Raw genomic sequence first — 19,528 nt, forward strand, 5'->3', positions numbered from 1 at the left:
CGTCCTTTGCGTTGTTTTTCAGGCAGTTGTCAGAGCGGGAGAAGGGCTTGCGCCGCCACTCCCGAGGGCACCGCGCGGCCGAGCTGGCGGACACGCACGGAAATGTGATCCCGCAATGCCGGGAAATCTGTGAGTTCATCGGTGGCGGGGTACAACCAGAAGGGTCCGGAGACCTCTACCGTGCGTCGCACGGCCTCGCCGTCCAGCACCTCCACGCGGTAACGCTCGAAAGGCTCGTCCAGCAGTATCTCCGTGGCGTCCCAGCCATCGGCCTCTGTCCACCCCCGGCGCATCCAGCGCAGCAGAACGCCGTCCCTGCGTCGCTCGCCGGAAAGATGCACCGGCGCAAGCGGCGTCTGCGCCCGCAAGCCGCCCTCGAAGGCGAAAGGCCCGGCGGGAGCACCGACCTTTCCTGCGGCTTCAGCGATCCAGTTCAGGCGGCGTCCGCACTCGCTCGCGGCAAGGCCGAGCGGCTTTACCGCCGCATCCAGCACCACGACCGCGCTGCCGATGGCCGCGCCTGCGGCAAGTGCATCTTCCGTGCCGCCAAGCCCACGCAGCAGGGCGGAAAGCCGCCAGCGAGAGGGCGCGATTTCATCGGCCCGCGCAAAAGCGACGATCTCCCAGACACCGTTTGCGGCCCTGACCGCGATGCGGTTCTCACCGTTCAGCACCGAAAGTTCCTCAACCGAGGAAAGCTCGCCGGAGGGCAGATCGATCAGGACGGTGTTTTTGCGGTCGAAACGGCCGGACGGACCAGGCGTCAGAGGCATCGTCAGCGCACCAATCATCGCGGGCCGGTCGAGCACGACGCGTTGGCGATAGCCTTCCGCACCCGGCGAAGCGGAGACGAGAACCGGCCGCCAGGGCCTCGCAAAAACTGCGATCCGCGCCGAATCTTCCGGCGCGGGGCCGTCATGGCGCGGCAGGTCGAGAAACAGCACCTCCGGGGCAAAACCTTCCGTGCCGGTTCCGCCACCCGTGCGCCGTTCATCCGCAGCGCCTGCGAAAACGGAGAGGGCAGCGGAAAAGGCGCGTGCCTCCACCTGACGCACATTGCCGTCTTCGATCCGGCTGACCAGAAACCGTCCTGCCGGAGCTTCCGCAAAAACGCCTTGCGGAAGGCGGATGCAATCGCCGGGTTCCAGAGCGATATCTCCAGGCGGCAGGGCAAAGCGCAAGCTGCGCCGCGCCTGCCGGTTGTCGCGCAACAGGGCCTCAGCCGCCGCTTCCGCCGTTTCCGCCGAGAGGGCAGCGTTGAGATCGAGCCGCATCACCCGGCTACCGGCATCATCGATGCGACGCGAACGCACGCTGGCCTGCTCGTAATCAAGCGCGGGATTGAATGAGGTCAGCACGACTTCAGCCGCGAAATCGCTGTCATGGCCGCGATTTTCCGACCATAGCGGCTCGTCCTCCAGATCGGCGACCAAGGCCACGTCACGAAGGGGCAGCGCCGCCGAGTTGCGGGAACGGAAGCGCAGGGTTCCGCCATCTTCAGTGGCATCCACCTGAAACGCGGCCATCAACGGTTCCAGCAGGTTGCGGGCGGAAGTGACGTCGCCCTGCACATAACCGGTCAGGTCGCCGCTGACGGCGGAGACGTCGAAACCGGAAAAGCCGTGATCGGTGAGGATTGTCGCAATCGTATCCGCAAGCGTCGCGGTTCCCAGCCTCCCGTTCAGCCAATGGCCGGTGCGCCAGTTTGCGCCGTCGCTCCAGACCGCTCCATTCTGCGGAAAGGCCGGAAAAGGCCGCGCATCCCAGGTCCACAGGTAAACCCGGTTCCTGTCCACCATCGCGGCATCGCCTTCGCCCGTCCAATGCTCAAGATGTGCTTCCAGAAACCGCCGCTGCTGGCTGTCGGTGCGGCCCCTGCGGGAAAAATGGGGAAAGGCGTTTTCCGCCGATTTCGGATCGGGAAAGACATTCGGGCGCGTCGCACTCTTGTCTACCGCCGGGCAGCCGAGTTCGGTGAACCAGACCGGCTTCGATCCCGGAACCCATGCGGTCGGTGTGGTTTTCTCTGCGCCCTTCACCCGCTCGTAGTGGGCGTTCAGCCACCAGTTTCCGATGTCCTTGTAACGGAACACCCATGGCTTGCCCTTCAGCCCATCGGTGATGGCCGTGCGCCGCCGCGCCACGCGATCCGCGTCGCTGGCGTAATACCAGTCGAAGCCTTCGCCTGCCGTCATCGCACGGTGGAAGGCGCCAGCATCGTCCGGGCCGCTCATGCCATCAGGATTGCCGTTTGCGACGTCCTCATCGCGCCAGTCGGAAAGCGGCATGTAATTGTCGATACCGACGGCATCGATATCGGGGCTCGCCCACAGAGGATCGAGATTGAAGAACACGTCGCCCGAACCGTCCGCCGGCTGGTAGCCGAAATATTCGCTCCAGTCCGCGCCATAGGTCAGTTTCGTCTCCGGCCCGACAACGGCGCGCACGTCCGCCGCCAGTCGCACCAGTTCCTCCACGAAAGGAAAGGCATCGTTGCGGTCGCGCAGGCCTGTCAGGCCGCGAAGCTCCGAACCGATCAGGAAGGCGTCAACGCCGCCCGCTTCTGCCGCCAGCGCCGCGTAATGCAGCACCATGCGGCGATATCCTTCTTCGCGGTTGCAGAAGGTGGAAATTTCCGCCCGTGCTGCCTCGCTGCGGTCGGGCGAACCTGCCCTACCGGGGGCCGGAAAACAGGTGATGCGCCCGCGCCAGCCATAGGCGTCCTGCTCGCCTTTGCCATAGGGGTCGGGCAGGCCGTTGCTGGCCGGCACATCCATCATCACGAAGGGATAAAGGCAGACCTTCAGCCCACGCGCCTTGAGGTCGGCTATCGCCTGCACCACGCTCGCATCATCCGGCGTGCCGCCATAGGCCGGTCCGCCATCGTGGTGGCTTACCAGATGCGCCTCCCCACGTGAAAGGCCGGCGACGGACCACGGGGCGCTTTCCCGGTCGCGGTCGGCCACTTCCACGCCCGGCAGAATGCGGCATTCGCCCGCCCGCATGTCAGTGCCGAACCAGCTCACCACAAGGGCCACATTGCGAAGGTTGGGGCAAAGCGCCTGCAATTCGTCGATGGCCGCCTGCCAGTCGGTCGAAGCCGTAAGACCGTTGCGGTTCATGATGCGGCTTTCACCCAGGCCGGTACGTTCGGAAACCTGCGCCGTGGCGTAGCCGTGTTCCGTCGCACCGGGGATGATGGTGATGGCGCGGATGGTTTTTTCCAGCCTTCCGACCGGCCGCACCACCTCGAACTGCATGAGCGGAATGCGATTGCCATAGCTGTCGAGCGGCAGGCGTTCGAACACGACATAGGCCAGCCCCCGGAAAGCCGACGCGTTGCCCGCGCCCTGTTTCGCCTCGATCAACGGATCGGGCAGCTGGGTTTCGCTGCCGGGATAAAAGCGCATCTCGATGTCTGTCAGGTCCAGTTCCCGCCCATCGGCCCAGACGCGCCGCACCATGGCCGCTTCGCCTTCGGATAGCCCGACGGCAAGATTGGCGAAGTATCGATAGGTTTCCACCTTCGGGCCGCGATTGCCCTTGCCGCCGCGGCGCTCCACCTCCACGCTTTCCTCGAAGCGCGTCGCCCAGATGAGCGTGCCGCCAATCCTCGCCGTGCCGTAAAGCCGGTTGATGGCGGCGCCCTCGTCAGCACCGGGAATCCGCGCCGTCGAAAGCCTTGCGCCCGACACCGTCCGCCCGTTCGAAAGCAACGCACGGTCGACGGCATTGCCCGCCAGCGCACCGGCCGCGCGGCCGATAACGGCTCCTAGAGGGCCGAAAACGCCGCCGAGTGCTGCGCCCGCCGCCTGAAAGATAATGGTCGCCATGGGTCGCCTCGGAAAATATCAGGGATCGGGAAAACGGAAGACGCCGGCAATGCGCCGCTTCCAGCCCGGAACGAGGGCGGAGCGCACCACCGCCGCCTGTTCATAGGCGTGGATGAAATGTTGCTGTCCGGCGAAGATGCCGAGATGTTTCGCCGCCGCGTCGCGCCGCCAGCGGAACAGCAGAACGTCGCCCGGCATCGCTTCGTCCATGTCGCGCACGGTCGCGAAATAGCGCTTCGCCGCCGCCATCAGCCGGTCTTCGCCGCCGCGCTCCGCCCAATCAGGCGCATAGGGCGGTGGCAGTTCGGGTTCTTCGCCATAAAGCGTGCGCCAGATGCCCCTGACGAGGCCGAGGCAATCGCAGCCGACGCCCTGCAATGACGCCTGATGCCGGTAGGGTGTGCCAATCCAGCCTTGCGCCAGCGCCAGCACTCTTTCTCCAGTCCCGTTCATGGAAACAACGCCTTGCCATCATGGGTCTGGCTGCCGCTGGCGTAGGAATAGGCGAAGTCCGCGCCCGGCAGATGCGGAAAGCCGCGAAAGTTCAGATGATTGGCGAATTTCGCCTTGCAGGTCGCAAAGCTCTTGTCGCATCCGGCCGTGACTTCGAAAACGTCACCCGTTGACGGCGCCTGTTCCGGGGCCAACCAGAAGGACAGAAGCGTGTCGCCACCGCGCTTCTCGTGCCCATCGAGATCGAAACTCTTGCCGGTGAGCCGTCCGCTCAGGAACCTCATCTTGCCCCGACTGAAGAAACCGTCCGTGAAAGCCTCAAGCCCTGTCGCCAGCAGATTGCCCGCCGTATCTACGCCCGTAACCTTGCCGCCGCCGGTAAACCGTGCCAGATCGACGCCGCAGCGCCTGTCGCCAAGTGCGGCATCGCAGCGCCGCCCATAGACCCTGCCCTGCGGCTGGCCGAGGCGATGCGCGATGCTGCGCAGCTCGGCGCGAAACGCTCCGCCCGCCCGTGTCACCTCGCCGATTTCCCGCATGTTCAGCAACAGATGTTGTTCGGGCGCCTGCCAGTTGACGAGGAACAGCGCCACCTGTGCGCCATCGAAACGCCCGGCAGCGAGATCGTTTTCCGAAATCGCCTCGCTGGAAAAACCGCCCGTCACCTCGCCCGCACTCGCGCCCAGCCCAACCTCGCTGTCGCCATCGCTCGCCCCAAAGCCGCTCGCGGCCAGATAGGCCGTGCCGCCGAAGGACAGGGTCTCGTCATGGTCGGTGAAGCCGATCACCACGCCGTCCTTCAGCGTCACCTTCCAGCAATGGCAGGTGGTGGTGGCGTCGCCTTCCAGATGTTCGGCAAGGGCGGGAGGAATTGTCTTCATGGCAGGATTTCCATCAGCGGAATGGAGGGAATACGCCCCGCCTCGAAGGCGGTCAGGTTCACGTCGATGCGATCGATCGCGAACCGCACCGGCACGTCGAATTCGTAACCGGCGCGGATGGCTGCGCCGGCAGGCGGCACCTGCCCAGCGCGAAATGTCACCATGCCGGTCGCATGATCGACCGAAAAATCCGCTGGCGAGGCTTTCACCCCCGCTATGGAAACGACGACAGAACCCTCGATCGGCTTTTCCACCCGCCGGGTGAAGGCGCCGCCCGCATCGGCATAGGTCTTCAACAGCTGAAAACTTACAGTCATGCCATCGCCGGTGCCGATCCGCTGGTCGGCGGCGGCGGGTGTCGTGCCCGGGGGGCAGGATTTGAAATCCACCGGATCGCGAAAACGGAAGCCGTAAAGTTCGCCGCGACGCGCCTCGAAAAAGGAAAGCACCTCGTAAAGATCGGCGACGGAGCGGATGCCGGATCCGGCGTCATAGGCGCGTCTGGCATTCTTCCAGCGCTGATTGCGGTTCTCCCGCCCGTTGGAAAGGTTGACGATATCGGTCCGTCTCACCGGCCCGCCGCTGGTGCCGAGCGCAAGTCTCAGCGGAAACCGCACTTCATGAAATGCCGCCATGTCGTTGTTCCACGAATCTTTTTGCTGTGTTGGGAAACACGTCGCGCGCCCGAAGGGGCATGCAGCGCCTCACAATCCGCGCTGGCCGCGCCCGACACTGCGGGCGAGCATGGCGGCAATCTGGCCTTCGCTTTTCCTGAAGCTCGCCGCATCGGTCGCAGTCACGTTGAAGACGATCTGCGCGCCGCCGCCGCCTGCGGGTGCAGCAACACCCAGAGCGCCATCCGAACCGCGTTTCAGCGGCAGGATGGCCTCCGCGCCCGCCTCGCCCATCAGGCCTAGCCCAGCCCCCATCGGGAAGAAGGCGGGGCTGGAGACGACGCCGCCATCCGCAAAAGGCGTGATACTGCGTCCCGGCACCCCGCCATCGGCGTAGGCAAACAGCGAACCACCACCATTCAAAAGCCCACCGACGGCATTGCCGATCATACTCTCCAGCGGCTTCAGGCCGGCAGAAAGCGCCATGCCGGAGAGCTTTTGTCCAAGCCCGCGCAACACATCGTCCAGCCCTTTACCGCCCGTCGTCGCCGCCTGCATGGCGGAGGTCAGCGCCGCCCCGAACCGCTCGGAGCGCCGTTCGAGATCGCCCATCACATCCGCGAGCGCTTCCGCCTCCTCGCGGCTCTCCGCAATCGATCCTTCGCCTGCCATCGCGCTTGCCTTTCTGATTCAAAACGGAGCCGTATATTTTTGAATTGCTTCGTGGTTTTCACGGAAAAATGCGCCTCCAAAAGAGGAAGCCACAGATCACCCATCCGGAAACAGCCGTATCATCGCCTCCATCGCCGGACGGTCGATGGTGCTGGAAATGGCGCGTGTGCCGCCCGTCATCGCGAAGAATTCCCTTGGCGTCAGCCGCCAGAAGGTTTCGGAGGAAAGCCGCAGCAGGCAGAAGCCGGTGTGGATCACCGCCTCCCAGGGGAAAGGACGCGGTGTCACACTCCCCGCCTCGCCTGCTGCGGCGCTTAGGGGTCCGGCGGCGTCTGCCCTTTCGGACCGGCGAAAGTCGTGGTCAGAAGATCGGCGACGATTGCGGCGTGGCCGGCGATGCCCCCCTCGACGGTGGTGGCGGCGACATCCTCATCGGAAAACACATTGCCCGCGCCGCGCAGACCCGCGCCGATCACCCGGATCATATCCGCCGCCTTCATGCGCCCGCTTGCGAAACGTTCGGCAAGCGCGGTCAGATCATCGGCCTGAAAGGCGGTTTCGAGTTCGGCAAGCGCGCCGAGCGTCAGGCACAGAATGCGCCGCTCCCCGTCGATCAGCGCCTCGATCTCGCCGCGATGACGGTTGGCTCGCCCGTAACGCAATCCCTGCGGCATCAGATCGCTCCGAAGGTGAGGAGACCGGCCGATTCCAGCGCGATCTCGAATTGCACTTCTCCATCATGGCGGCCGGAATATTCGAGCGCGACGATCTGAAACGGCCCCGTGACGGTGCCGAAATCGGGAATGACAATCTGCCAACCCGGAATTGTGCCGGCGAAAAACGCGCCGCGTACCAGCGCATCGCTTACCAGGTCCTTGAAGATGCCGGAAGCCGTCAGCGACGCCCGCTGCACGCCGGCACCGGCCAGCAATTCTCGCCAGCGCCCAGCACTTTCACCGTCCGTTATGTCCACGGCCTGGGCGTTGAACGCCAGCCGCTTGGTTCTCAGCCCCGCCACAGTCGTGTAGGCACCGGAATTGTTGATCTTCAGCAGCAGGTCCTTGCCCTTTTGCGCCACCATTCGTGTTCTCCTTGTTGTCTCGATTGATGTTGCCGCCCTGCTAAAGGCCTGCTACCAATAGCTTTCCAGCCCCTCGCACCGTCGATTTTCCTCATGTCCGATGCCGCCCCTCCCACGTCTCGTGCGCGCCTTATCAGCGTGCTTGCGGTTGGGCAGGTCGTCAGCTGGGGCACCTGTTTCGACATGCTGGGCCTGCTCGGACCCAGGATCGGCCAGGAACTGGCAATCACGAACGAGATCGTTTTTGCCGGCCTTACCGTCATGATGACGATAAGCGCGCTGTGCGGACCGCTTCTGGGAAGAACTCTCGTGCGCCACGGCGCAGCACCCGTCCTTGTGGCGGGTTCGTTGCTCTTCACCGCCGGTTTTATCGTGCTGGCCTTTGCAGGCGGCGTAACAAGCTATGTCCTCGGCTGGGTCGTGATGGGTTTTGCCGCAGCCTGCGGCCTGACGACGGCTGCCCACACCGCCGTGGTGGAGCGTGTCGGTGCTGAAAGCGGACGGTCGCTGACGCTTCTGATGTTGTTTACCGGGCTTTCGGCGGCGATTTTTCTGCCCGTCACAGCATTCGCAAATCAGCACTTCGGCTGGCGCAGCATCCTTTTCGGGTATGCCTGTCTGCAATTTTTCGTTCTTCTGCCTCTTTACGTCTTTGCTCTTCCCGGGCGACCGGCGCGCAGAGTGGCGAAGCCGAAGGACGCAACCGCCATTTCACCGGCGCCTGCCGATACACGACGCGCCTTTGTGCTTCTGGCGGCAATGACGACGATCAGCGCCTTCACGACCTTCGGCCTGTCTCCGCTCCTGCCCTTGCTGCTGGTGCAGGCGGGCGCTTCGCAATCGCTTGCCGTGCAGCTGGCGGCCGTGCGCAGCATACTTGCCATCACGGCGCGCGGGCTGGATTTTCTGCTCGGAAAACACGGAGGCCCTTTCGTCACCGCCGTGATCGGCTTCTGTCTGCTGCTCGTGTCCTTCATCCTGCTGATCGTTTTTGCCCCGGCCATGCCCGCTTTCATCGGCTTCATCGTTTTCTTCGGCTTTGGCGCTGGCGTGCTCACCGTCAGCCGGGCCGTATTGCCGCTGGCGGTATTTTCCCCGGAGCAATACGGCCTTCAGGCCGCGCGCATTTCCCTGCCGCAGAACCTTGCCATTGCCGTGGCCCCCGTCATTTTCACGCTGGCGCTGGATCGTGGCGGGGTATCGGCCATGCTGACCATCGCCGCCGTGCTGATCGGCATTTCGTTTCTGCTGCTGGTCATCCTCTGGAGAGCCGTGCGCAAACAGGCTTCCTGAGCCGGCCCTATTCCGTCACCGCCCTGAAACGCATTTCCGCAAGGAAATTCCGTGTCTTCGGCTCGCGCCGCGAGCGGGTGGAGAGAAATTGCAGATTGACGAGCGAGACGCCGGCGAGCGGAAGGGCTGCGTCGTCGAGCAGGATTTTCACCCGCTCGGCGATTTCCTCCGCGCGTTTGCGGCCATTGGCATCACCCCAGATTTGAAGCGACAGAAAATGCTCCTCGGCCTTTTCCGTCGCCGTCGAATAATCGCGGCTTTCGAGATCGCCGATGACGATTGACGGCAAGAGCCCACGCGACAAAAGCCGATCAACGACGCCACCGGGGGTGAGCGCCACCAGCGCGGCGTCCCCGGCAAGCCTTGTGAAAATTGCCTTTAAAAGCGGGTTTGCGGCGCTCACGGGCTTTCCTCCTCGCAGCGGCAGACGATGAAGCGGCCGGTTTCGTCCGGGTCCATCACGGTGCGGATCGCCAGAATACGCCGGCCCTTGCGAAAGCGCATGCCGGCGGCGATATCGCTGCGCCAGGCCAGCCAGACGCGGTGGGTTATCGTCACGCCCTCGGCGGAGGCCCGTTCGTGGGACGTATCGGACACGGGTTCGATCGCGGCCCAGAGCGAGCGCAGGACATTCCAGCTTTCCGCAGCACCGCCCTGCCCGTCCGGCGTTTGCATGCGCACGTCCAGTTCCAGCCGCGCCGTCAGCTTGCCGGGGTCGAGAAAAACGAGGTTCATGGCTTAAAACCCCACACGGCAGAAAGGCGACACCAGCCGCTCATAACCGGCGGGAACGCCCGCCGGCTGGTTTTCCAGAGCGACGGCGCCACGAAAGGCGAACATCTGGGCCACATGCATCAGCATGGCTCGTTTCAGCGTATCGGGCACATCCGTTCCCGCCTCGCCATAACCGGCAGCGAAGTCGATTTCGATGCCGTTCATCGCCCGCCCAGGCGCTGGCGGATCGCGCAGCCACAGCCTTGCGGGCCGCGCCTCGCCGTCGAGCAATCTGTCGGCGGCGGCGATGTCGGTCGCGCGCCCCTTACCATCGAAAACAACAATCGTTTCGATGGCTTGCACCGGTCCCTTGCCAATCGGAATCACGCCGTTCGGCGGCCATCGGTCGAGATAAAGCCGCCATGTCTGACGTATGAGGCAAAGCCCGGTCGTGCGTTCCAGATGTTCGCGGGCGGTACGGATCAGCGCGGCGAGAAGCGCGTCCTCATCGGCGGTATCGAGACGCAGATGCGCCTTGACCTCGGCAAGCGTCAGCGGCTCCGCCTGCGGCGGATGAATGAGGGCATAGGTCATGGGGTCTCCGGAGAAGATGGCAATCGCGTGAGTGAGTGAGTGGGTGGGTGCCACTTGTTTCTTCTCCCCGAGATGGGAGAAGAAACGGGCCGAGACATCTACCTTCAACTCACCCCGAACTTCACCAGCTTGATCGCCTCGAAGTTCTGCACGCCGCCGCCCACACGTTTGGTGGTGTAGAACAGCACATAGGGTTTCGCCGAATAGGGATCGCGCAGGATGCGGACGCCGGTGCGGTCGACGACGAGGTAGCCGGCGCGGAAATCCCCGAAAGCGATGCCGAAGCTGTTTGCCGTAACGTTCGGCATGTCCTCGGCTTCCATCACCGGGAAGCCCATCAGCGAGGCGGGCTGGCCGGCAGCGGCTGGCGGATGCCAGAGATAGGCGCCGGTCGTGTCCTTGAAGCGGCGCAGCGCCCCTTGCGTCTTGCGGTTCATCACGAAGTTGCCGTTCTGGCGATGGCCGGCCTTCAGCCCATAGACGGCATCCAGCAACACATCCATCGGCCCGGCGGAAGCAAAGCCGCCCGCAACACCAGTCGCGACATAACCGATATTGCCCCAGCTCCAGTTGTCGTTGGTGACGGCCGTATAGGAGAGGAAACCCTTCGGCCTGTTGACGCCGTCGCCGGTGACGAAGGCGGCAGCCTCCTGCTCGGCAAAGGCGATATCCACTTCCGAAGCGATCCAGGCCTCGATATCGACCGCCGCGTCATCCAGCAGACCCTGCGTGGCCGCAGGCATGGCGTAGAGTTCCATGGTCGGGAAGGACAGTTCGGCAAGCTGCGGCGTCGCCGTCTGCGGACGGGCCGCCGTTTCGGAGACCCAGCCGGTTGCCAGTCCGCCGGGCGAAAACGGCTTTTTCAGCACGGCGGTGGACACCTGCCGCACGGTCGCCAGTGATCGGATCGGCGAAATCGCCGTCATGCGGCGGCCGATCTCGCCATCCGTTTCGGTCGGCAGCAGAAAACCGCCATCGGCACCGCTTGATCCGGCAAAGGCCTTGGCCTCCAGATCGCGCAGCGCGCCCTCCTCGCCCCGGCGGATATAGGCCTCGAAGGCGGCCTTGTGCTCATCCAGATCGGTGGAGTGCGCCTGCTTGCGGCCAAGTGCCGGACGCGCCTTCTTGAGCGCCAGATCGTCCATGATCCTGCGGTTGTCATCGAGCGCCTTGTCGATGCGGTCGAGCTTGTCGCGGGTCACGACATCAGCGCCCATCTTGCGCTCAATATCGGCAAGCCGCTGGTCGTTGGTGTCGCGGAAGACCTCGAACGCCTCCATGAATTCGTCGAAGGCCGCCGTCATCGTGTCGGGCACGGCCTTTACCTGCGGCGCGACGGTCATTGCGGCCGGTCTGGTGGTCTGGTCTGTCATGTCGCCATCCTTGTGTCGGAAGTGTTTGTCGGGAAGTCAGCGTTTGAAGGCGGTGTCGAAAAGCGAGCACGCGGCGCGGCGCATGGTGCGCACCAGTTCGGTCTCGCGGTCGCGGAAGAAACGGGCGTGCTTGACGTCGGAGACCCTGGCCGACGGCAGCATCGGAAAGGTCACGACGGAGATTTCCCAGAGATCGGCTTCCAGAATGCGCCTGACGCCGGAACGTGCCGCCTTGCCGGAGCGCCCCTCCTTACTGGAACGCACCGTGCGAAAACCGATGGACAGCCCGTCCAGCGCGCCCGTCTTCATCAGCGAATGCACCTCGCGGGAGCGGGCGACGCCGGGGGCCAGAACGCCCTCGACGTAAAGGCCGCGCTCATCCTCGCGGATGGTGCGCCATGCGCCGATAGGCTCGGCCGGATCGTGCTGATAGAGCATGCGGATGCCGGCCGCGCCGCGTTCCTCGATCGAGCGGCGGAAAGCACCGCGCTCGATCACGTCGCGACCGAGATCGACCTCGCCGAAGACGCTGGCATAACCGGAAAACGTGCCGTCGCCGGATATGCCGCACAGTTCCAGATTGGCGAATTTGCGCGTGGCGGGGCGCGGCCCGCGATAGACGTGCATGGGAAACTCCTGCGATGTGAAGAAAGGGGAGCCGCGTGGAGGTTAAGCGCGCGGACGGGCGTTGTAACGGTCGGCTACGCGCACCAGCAGGCCAAGCCCCCACCAGGCCACCATGCTGGCCGCGGCCGAGCCCGCCACCATGATTTCGCGGCCGGAAAGCGCGCCGGCGATATCAAGCTGCTGCACGATCCACAGGCCGACCGGCCCGCCGAAGATCATGCCGCAGGAGACCCCGGTGATGAAACGGCTCGCCGCTTCGCGTTTGCTTTTCGGCAGGAGATAGACGAGCGACACACCCGCGCCTGCCACGGCACCGGTGATGCGGGCGGCCCAGATGCCGGCCTCATTGGCGAATTCAGACATGGGTAATCATTCCGGTTTAAGATGTGAAAAATCGGACAGACGCGCCGCGTCGTCCTCGGGTCAGTTGCGCACTTTCAAAACGCCGTTTCGCGAGTCTTCAGAATCGCTTGGGCGGCAGACCTCACAAAACGATTCCGCTGGTTCATAAATTGCTCGAAGATGCGATCCGGTACGGCGGCCTCGCCGCCTAGTACCCGACCGCCTCCCGTTTTTCCTCGTCGGTCAGAAACGACGCCGCGCCGATGCGCGTCCACAACGCGTCCCGCTCGCCGGCAAGCCCGGCGACCCTGTCGAGATCCGGCTCCAACCGTAGCCCGGCGCCGAAAATCGGCGACAGCCAACCGCAGAGCCTTGCCGCCGTGCGGTTGACCAGCGGCAGCACGGTGAGGCGATAGAAGGCGCGGTTCGCTTCCTGGTAATTGGCATAGGTATTGTCGCCGGGAATGCCGATCAGCATCGGCGGCACACCGAGCGACAGCGCGATGTCGCGCGCGGCACCGTTGCGTGCTTCCAGAAAATCCATGTCGCGCGGCGAAAGTCCCATCGCCTTCCAGTCAAGCCCGCCTTCCAGAAGCAGCGGCCGGCCCGCATTCATCGCGCCCTGATAACCTTCCTCCAGCTCGCGTTTCAGCCGTTCATACTGCTCGGTGGAAAGATTGCCGCCTTCCTTCGGCTGGTAGACCAGCGCGCCGGAAGGCCGGGCGGAATTGTCGAGCAGGCGCTTGTTCCACTGGCTTGCGGCATTGTGCAGATCGAGAGCGGCCCCCGCAGAGGCGAGCGGCGCGAACCCTGCGCGGTCGTCCAGCGGATGGAAAAGCTTCAGATGCAGCAATCCCAGCCCATCACGATCAGTGGCGATGCGCCTGATGGCACGGCCTTCGGCACGGTAGTCGTAACCCACCGGCCAGCCATCTGCCCCCTCGACGATGCTGACCCGGTCGGGCCGCAGAAGATGCAGTTCGCGCAGGCGCTCGCCGATCAGCAGCGGCTCGACATAGGCGTTTCCGGCCAGCATCAAATGGCCGTAAAGCGCCTCGAAAAAATCCGGCCCGCCCATATGGGCGCTCGGCTTGGCCAGAAGCGTCAGCAGCGGATGATCGCCGATCTCCTCATCGCCATCGTAAAGCAGCCAGCTCACCGACGCCGAGGCTTCCGCCACCATGCGGGCGGCACGGTGCGCCACAGGGTTTTTCATGAAGCCTTCACGGGCAAGTGCGGCATAGGAGCGGCCGGACCAGAAGGCTTGGCCGCCCTGCGCCGCCACCGCCATGAAGCCACCCGTTGCCGTTTTGCGTTCGGGCACGGCTCTGCCATCCGCCGGGCGCCGCCACGGCAGGGAAAACGGAAATCGCATGGAATTGTCCTTGTTTTGATGCTGCGCGGCATCTGCATGCCGTCACCCCGGACTAGATCCGGGGTCCAGCGTGATCAAGTCCTTGATCGCGTAAGACTCTTCTCACGGCGCAGACGCGCCGTGGCTGGATGCCGGATCTAGTCCGGCATGACGGAGGAATAGTTTACGCCTATTGTCCGCAAACCGAGCACAGATGCGCCCCCGCCCTCTTTGAGGAAAAGAGAACGCTTACCGGATCGGCGCTTTTACCGCCGTATCGCTGTTGAAATCGGCGGCCACACGGGTTTCACGCAGCGGCTTTACCGTGCGGGTCGACAGATCGTAGGCGGGGTCGGCCTTGTAGGCTGCCAGCGCCGCCTCGTTTTCAAACTCGCCATAGACGATGAAATCGACCGAATTGCCCCATTGGTCCTTCTTCACGTTTTCGCCGATTTCCAGCTTCAGCGAATGCGGTATCGCGGTCAGGCCTGAAAGCCCCTTGCGCACGGAGTCGCGGTTTTCCTCGGGAACGGTGAAAAAAACGATATGGCGGATCACGGTGTCACCTGTCATGCAAAATTCGAATTCGGCCTTGCCGGCGCAAATAACGGGTTATCATCTGGCCCGCGCCGGTTCAATCCGCGCTGCGACAAGGGCGCGATGAAATGCCCGCCCATAATCGCCGACAAGCCGCGCCCGGTCATTGCCGTTGATGATTGCGCGCGCACCTTCCCAATCCTCGCGCTCACCGCTGAAGAAATCGGAAAGCCTGCGGCCGGTAAAGCTGCCGGCTGCCATGCCACGGATCAGGATCGCGGTTGCCACATCCGGCTCCATGGCCCGCTCGGGGCGTGCCAGCAGGTCAACTCCTGTCAGCGCCGACATAGCCCCATAGTTGCGGCGATGCGTCAGCTGCACGAAGCCGCGCCCCAGCCAGCTTTTGCCGTCAGCGTCCGGCCGCCAATAGGGTTTGCGCACCATCGGCAGCCGGCCCGCCGCAAAAGCCCGGTCGAGCCTTGCGATCGCCTCCGCATCGTTTGCCGCCAATGTCTCGCGCACCGGCTGCATGGTCGCCGCCGTTTCATGAAATGTCGTGGCCAGCATATAGGCCAGAAAGCGCGGATCGCCGCCCGTCAGCGCCTTATCGAAACCCGCCAGTATCGTCCTCGTTCCGGCAAGCTGTGCGGCGCGCAGGCGACCGCTAAAGATGGAAATTCGTACCGACGCGAAGAATCGCGCCTCGTCATAGGCCATAGCCGGCTCCTGAAAATCGGGGGCGATCACCCCTTCAAGTTTTTCCACATGACGGCCGTCAGAACTAAATCGATTTGAAAAAATCCTAATCGATTTTAATCCGCAGGCCGGGGTTTCGAGGTAAAAAATTTCTTGAATTCCGCAACCTTGGAGCGCTAACTCCGTTCATCGCGCAATTGTGCAGCGTTGATCATTCAAGGAGGAATGCCACCATGACAGCGACAATCCCCCAGACCGTTTATGACCGTCTCGAAAACGAGTGGCGCCAGATGCGCGAAACCGGCTCTCAGCCGAAACCGGCGCAATCTCCGAAGAAATAAAGACCGCTCGCGTTTATCGCTAAACGCTTTGCGCACTCGACATTGTCCCCGGCAGGTTCTGACCGGGGCGAACATGTGTCGATTGTGGAGATTTGACACGGCATCATCGCGTGGTTTTAGCTGCCGGAATAACAATAGGGCGGCGGCGTTCGGACCGGAGGTGGCGTCTCACATCCCCCGCACCCTCGGCTCGCCGGCAACCGCCGTCGTCAGCGCCGTTATCGCCCAGACCAGCGCATCCAGCCGGTCGGGCGAGCGCCCGGAGGATAGTCCGCCGGGTCCGAAATCCGCCATCTGATCCTCAAGCTTTTCAAACCGTGCGGCGTGGCGCACCCTGCCCTGTTCGTAAAGTGCGGCCACCGGCTCGGCTCGGGTGAACTTGCCCCGGCTTGCCCGCACCAAGGTCAGCGGCAGGTTGGCGTCTATGCTCTGCAGCATCGCCCGCACCATCTCGCCGCCCTGATTGACCTCGGCCACCACCCGGTCAGCCTCATGATGACGGGCGGCGGCGACCACAGCCCGCGCCCAGCCGGCCGGCGTTTCGCCTTCCACCGAACAATCCGCAAGCACCACCAGTTTGCCAGACATGCCAAGTCCGGCCACGACGATGCCGCAGCAGGAATTTTCACCAATACCGGCGGGCGGATCGACCGCCACCACGATCCGCGTCAACGGCTCGTGCGCCGCGTCCACGATCGCTTCCAGATCGGCCCGTTTCCACAGCGCGCCTTCGCGCTCATCGATCAGTTCGCCGCCGATTTCCTGACGCCCCAGCCGCGTGCCGCCATAACGATCATGCATGGCTTTCAGAAAACCCGGCGAAAGATTTTGTGCATTCATCGCCGTCGGCATGCGCGCCACCCGGCTCGAGGGGTCGGCGAGGAGCGCCTTCAGGAGCGGAATGGGCCGTGGCGTCGTTGTTACCAATTGCCGTGGGGCATCCCCCAGACGCAGGCCGAATTGCAGCATATCCCAGGTTTCCTGCGGATATTTCCATTTCCCGAGTTCATCCGCCCAGGCCATGTGGAATTGCGGCCCGCGCAGACTTTCGGGGTCTTCGGAGGAAAATATCTGCGCCATCGCCCCGTTTGGCCAGACGAGCCGCCGGCGCGTGACCTCGAAGACGGGACGGCGGCGGCGCGCGATGCGACAGATGCCGGAAATGCCGTCGATCATCACCTCACGGGCATCCCCCAGCGTTTCCGCCACCAGCGCGATGCGCAAATCCGAATGTCTCTCACGCGAGGCGATCCTGTGCACCCATTCGGCCCCGGCGCGGGTCTTGCCGGAACCGCGCCCGCCGATCAGAAGCCATGTCCGCCAGTCGCCCTCAGGCGGCTGCTGCGGCAGGTTGCCGATAAAACGCCAGTCGCGCAGAAGGGTAAAGACCTGTTCCTGCAGGCGCGGTTCGGGCGAAAGACCCCTCATGCACTGGCCCCCGACGGAGCACTGGGCGTCCGTGTCGCTTCCGCCTCCAGTCTTGCGCGGCATTTCTGCTCGGCCAGTTCGTCGATACGTTCGAGGAAATGCGCAACAGCGGCTTCCTAATCCTCGGTATCAGTCTCGTCATCCCCGGCAAGTGCCGCCCTTTCTTCCGCCAGCAGGCGTTGCAGGGCGTCGATCCGTTCCAGCGTGCGGACGACGACCGAAAGCTGGTCCGTCGCGGCCTTCACATCGGCGCGCGCCTGCTTGCCCGGAGCATCCTCCGTCGCCGACAATAATGTCGCCTCGCTCGCCTGCCGCAGATTGCGATACATGTGAAACTGATCGCGCATCTCCACCGTCAGCTCGTTCAGCACCTGCCGCAACTCGCCGTTGCGCGCCGCATCTTCGGCGGCCAGCTTGTCGGCCCGCGATTTTATCTCAGGTGCCGTTTCCAGCCTCGCCTCGCCGCCATAGGCGCATCTTTCCGGCCAGACGCCGTGCAGCGCCAGATCGCAATTGCGGAAATTCGTCATGAGGTCGACCTGCGAGAGAAATACCATGATGCGCACGAGCGCACCGGTTGGGGGAATACCACCCTCGGAACCGGTTCAGATTGCAGACAAAGTCTGAGCGCCCTCCATCGTCATCCTCCTTTCGGAGACGAACGAGGCATGGGCATCATCCAATAAATGATGCCCCTCACCAAACACGCCGACGTCATCCTCGGGCCTGTCCCGAGGATCTGCAACGTCTTGATTTTATCGGCGCGTTTAGATCCTTGGGACAAGCCCAAGAATGACGTCGAGAATGGCGGGACGTTTGTGACCAAACCCGAACGCAACCTGCCAAACCGACTATTGCCGTTCAACCGCAAATCTCCGACTGTATCCAAACACTATCAAACCACCGTCACGCTGTAAAGGATTATTTTCCTATTACGATGATTTTTATCCTTCCCGAGGGGTTTGCACCCTCGCCCGCCGCATACTACACTCTCGCGAAAGCGGTGAGGCAAAGGGGCAGGTCAAGTTGTTGAAACAATGGGTTGGACGGTTGTTCTCGGGTCTTTCGGCAACCGGCATCGTCTTCGGCACGGTTCTGTTCTGCGCTTCGCTCACACCGTCTCTTCTGCCACGCACATGGCAGGTGCAGGGTGTGCTGTGCGGATTTTCCTTTGCCATCGGTTATCTGATCGGCGTGGCGCTTACCGCGATCTGGACCTATCTGGAATTGCCCCATCCCTCGCGTCATAACCGGCATGGCATCCGTTTTCTTATAGCACTTGCCAGTGCGGTTACGGCGATAGGATTTTTGTGGCAGGCGAAAGACTGGCAGAACTCGATCCGCATATTGATGGAACTCGATCCGCTGCCCAGCGCCCATCCCACCAAGACCGGCAGCGTCGCGGTGCTGGTCGCCGCCCTCCTGATCGGCGCGGGCCGGCTTTTCCAGCTCATCCGCCGGTTCTTCTCGGCCCGCAGCCGTCATTTCCTGCCGCGCCGGCTCGCCAATGTGCTCGGCATCGCCGCCGCAATCGTACTGTCCTGGATGCTGCTGAACGGCCTGATCTTCGATATCGGTCTGAAGTTTGCGGATTCCTCGCTGAAACAGGTGGATGCGCTGATCGAACCGGATGTGCCGCGCCCTTCCGACGCGCTCAAAACCGGCAGCAGCGCTTCCCTGATGACATGGGAATCGCTTGGCCGCAGAGGCCGGGAATTCGTGGTCGGCGGGCCGGAGGCACAGGAGATTTCCACCTTCACCCACCGCCCCGCCAGCGAGCCGCTCAGGGTCTATGCGGGCTTAAATTCGGCATCGACACCCGAGCAAAGAGCGTCCCTTGCACTGGAAGAGCTGAAGCGGGTCGGCGGTTTCGAGCGTAAGGTGCTGCTGGTCGTCATTCCCACCGGCACCGGCTGGATCGATCCGGAAGCGCTCGACACGGTCGAATATCTGCATGACGGCAATGTCGCGAGCGTCGCCGTACAATATTCCTATCTTTCGAGCTGGATAGCACTTCTGACCGAACCGGATTATGGCGTGGAAACGGCCCGTGCACTGTTTCAGGCGGTCTACGGTTATTGGACGACCCTGCCGAAGGAAACGCGACCGAAGCTTTATCTGCATGGCCTCAGCCTCGGTTCGCTGAATTCGCAAAAATCCTCCGATCTTTACGACGTGCTGGCCGATCCCTTCCAGGGCGCGCTGTGGAGCGGCCCGCCCTTTTCCAGTCCCACATGGCGCATGGCCACCGATGGCCGGGTGGCGGGTACGCCGGAATGGCTGCCGCGTTTCCGCGATTCCTCGGTGATCCGCTTCGCCAACCAATATACCACCGCGCATATGCCTGATGTGGCGTGGGGGCCGATGCGTATCGTCTATCTGCAATATGCCAGCGACCCCATCACCTTCTTCGAGCCCGCCTCGCTTTACCGGCGTCCGCAATGGATGAGCCATCACGGACAGGATGTCTCCACATCCTTCCGCTGGTTCCCGGTCGTGACCTTGCTGCAGCTCGGTCTCGATGTCGCCGCCGCCACCACGGCGCCGATCGGTTACGGCCATGTCTATGCGCCGGAACATTACATCGATGCGTGGACGGAGGTGACGGAGCCGCAAGGCTGGAACACGGAGGATATCCAGCGGCTGAAGATGTTCTTCAAGGCCCGCCGCGGCTCCACCGATCCGGCGTAGGCGC

The 19,528-nt window shown here is 63.4% G+C and carries 20 protein-coding genes and 1 pseudogene; 2 read left to right on the top strand and 19 right to left on the bottom strand.

Annotated features, from left to right (window positions below):
• Positions 1–29 precede the first annotated feature (29 nt).
• The 8 genes from RS75_RS02775 to RS75_RS02810 form a co-directional block, all read right to left on the bottom strand.
• Positions 30–3,833, bottom strand: a complete 3,804-nt coding sequence (locus tag RS75_RS02775; RefSeq protein ID WP_045017111.1) for a baseplate multidomain protein megatron — start codon at positions 3,831–3,833, stop codon at positions 30–32.
• 18 nt (positions 3,834–3,851) lie between these two features.
• Entirely contained in the window at positions 3,852–4,286 is a 435-nt protein-coding gene (locus RS75_RS02780) for a C40 family peptidase (RefSeq protein WP_045017112.1), read from the bottom strand.
• The gene (locus RS75_RS02785) at positions 4,283–5,167 is read right to left on the bottom strand and encodes a DUF2163 domain-containing protein (RefSeq protein WP_045017115.1); all 885 of its coding nucleotides are present in this window, start codon (positions 5,165–5,167) and stop codon (positions 4,283–4,285) included. The genes RS75_RS02780 and RS75_RS02785 overlap by 4 nt, the downstream gene beginning before the upstream one ends.
• Entirely contained in the window at positions 5,164–5,802 is a 639-nt protein-coding gene (locus RS75_RS02790) for a TIGR02217 family protein (protein WP_045017117.1), read from the bottom strand. The genes RS75_RS02785 and RS75_RS02790 overlap by 4 nt, the downstream gene beginning before the upstream one ends.
• Positions 5,803–5,871: 69 nt before the next feature.
• Positions 5,872–6,453, bottom strand: a complete 582-nt coding sequence (locus tag RS75_RS02795) for a phage tail tape measure protein (RefSeq protein WP_045017120.1) — start codon at positions 6,451–6,453, stop codon at positions 5,872–5,874.
• Between the two features lie 96 nt (positions 6,454–6,549).
• Positions 6,550–6,741, bottom strand: a complete 192-nt coding sequence (locus tag RS75_RS02800) for a rcc01693 family protein (RefSeq protein WP_045017121.1) — start codon at positions 6,739–6,741, stop codon at positions 6,550–6,552.
• Between the two features lie 26 nt (positions 6,742–6,767).
• Positions 6,768–7,127 carry a gene transfer agent family protein gene (locus RS75_RS02805; RefSeq protein WP_045017124.1) on the bottom strand — a complete coding sequence of 120 codons (360 nt, stop codon included), beginning with the start codon at positions 7,125–7,127 and terminating at the stop codon, positions 6,768–6,770.
• The gene (locus RS75_RS02810; protein ID WP_045017126.1) at positions 7,127–7,534 is read right to left on the bottom strand and encodes a phage major tail protein, TP901-1 family; all 408 of its coding nucleotides are present in this window, start codon (positions 7,532–7,534) and stop codon (positions 7,127–7,129) included. Before RS75_RS02810 ends, RS75_RS02805 begins: the two co-directional genes overlap by 1 nt.
• A 93-nt stretch (positions 7,535–7,627) precedes the next feature.
• Here RS75_RS02810 and RS75_RS02815 point away from each other — a divergent pair, with 93 nt between their 5' ends.
• Positions 7,628–8,827: an MFS transporter gene (locus RS75_RS02815; RefSeq protein WP_045017128.1), complete on the top strand. Its 1,200-nt coding sequence runs from the start codon at positions 7,628–7,630 to the stop codon at positions 8,825–8,827.
• Positions 8,828–8,834: 7 nt separating this feature from the next.
• Here RS75_RS02815 and RS75_RS02820 read toward each other — a convergent pair whose 3' ends face one another.
• From RS75_RS02820 to RS75_RS02870, 11 genes and pseudogenes are all read right to left on the bottom strand, one after another.
• Complete coding sequence (locus RS75_RS02820) at positions 8,835–9,230, bottom strand: DUF3168 domain-containing protein (protein WP_045017130.1); 396 nt, start codon at positions 9,228–9,230, stop codon at positions 8,835–8,837.
• Complete coding sequence (locus RS75_RS02825) at positions 9,227–9,562, bottom strand: phage head closure protein (protein ID WP_045017132.1); 336 nt, start codon at positions 9,560–9,562, stop codon at positions 9,227–9,229. The genes RS75_RS02820 and RS75_RS02825 overlap by 4 nt, the downstream gene beginning before the upstream one ends.
• 3 nt (positions 9,563–9,565) lie before the next feature.
• Positions 9,566–10,135: a head-tail connector protein gene (locus RS75_RS02830; RefSeq protein WP_045017134.1), complete on the bottom strand. Its 570-nt coding sequence runs from the start codon at positions 10,133–10,135 to the stop codon at positions 9,566–9,568.
• Between the two features lie 104 nt (positions 10,136–10,239).
• Positions 10,240–11,508 (bottom strand): phage major capsid protein, encoded by a 1,269-nt coding sequence (locus tag RS75_RS02835; RefSeq protein ID WP_045017136.1) that lies wholly within the window; start codon positions 11,506–11,508, stop codon positions 10,240–10,242.
• 36 nt (positions 11,509–11,544) lie between these two features.
• Entirely contained in the window at positions 11,545–12,135 is a 591-nt protein-coding gene (locus RS75_RS02840) for an HK97 family phage prohead protease (RefSeq protein ID WP_045017138.1), read from the bottom strand.
• Between the two features lie 42 nt (positions 12,136–12,177).
• On the bottom strand, positions 12,178–12,498 hold the full coding sequence (locus tag RS75_RS02845; protein ID WP_003497097.1) for a DUF6107 family protein: 321 nt from the start codon (positions 12,496–12,498) through the stop codon (positions 12,178–12,180).
• 187 nt (positions 12,499–12,685) lie between these two features.
• A complete protein-coding gene (locus tag RS75_RS02850; protein WP_045017140.1) occupies positions 12,686–13,852 on the bottom strand; it encodes a phage portal protein in 1,167 nt (388 codons plus the stop codon).
• A 228-nt stretch (positions 13,853–14,080) separates the two neighbouring features.
• The gene (locus RS75_RS02855; protein WP_162484786.1) at positions 14,081–14,404 is read right to left on the bottom strand and encodes a Dabb family protein; all 324 of its coding nucleotides are present in this window, start codon (positions 14,402–14,404) and stop codon (positions 14,081–14,083) included.
• Positions 14,405–14,446: 42 nt separating this feature from the next.
• The gene (locus RS75_RS02860; RefSeq protein WP_045017333.1) at positions 14,447–15,085 is read right to left on the bottom strand and encodes a lysozyme family protein; all 639 of its coding nucleotides are present in this window, start codon (positions 15,083–15,085) and stop codon (positions 14,447–14,449) included.
• Between the two features lie 488 nt (positions 15,086–15,573).
• On the bottom strand, positions 15,574–16,833 hold the full coding sequence (locus RS75_RS02865) for a DNA-packaging protein (protein WP_045017142.1): 1,260 nt from the start codon (positions 16,831–16,833) through the stop codon (positions 15,574–15,576).
• A pseudogene (locus RS75_RS02870) lies at positions 16,830–17,363 on the bottom strand (hypothetical protein). Before RS75_RS02870 ends, RS75_RS02865 begins: the two are co-directional and overlap by 4 nt.
• A 520-nt stretch (positions 17,364–17,883) precedes the next feature.
• Between RS75_RS02870 and RS75_RS02880 the strand changes: the two are divergent.
• Positions 17,884–19,524, top strand: coding sequence for an alpha/beta hydrolase (locus RS75_RS02880; protein ID WP_045017146.1), 1,641 nt, complete (start codon positions 17,884–17,886; stop codon positions 19,522–19,524).
• Positions 19,525–19,528: the final 4 nt, after the last annotated feature.

Source organism: Rhizobium nepotum 39/7, from assembly GCF_000949865.1.
Taxonomy (GTDB): domain Bacteria; phylum Pseudomonadota; class Alphaproteobacteria; order Rhizobiales; family Rhizobiaceae; genus Agrobacterium; species Agrobacterium nepotum.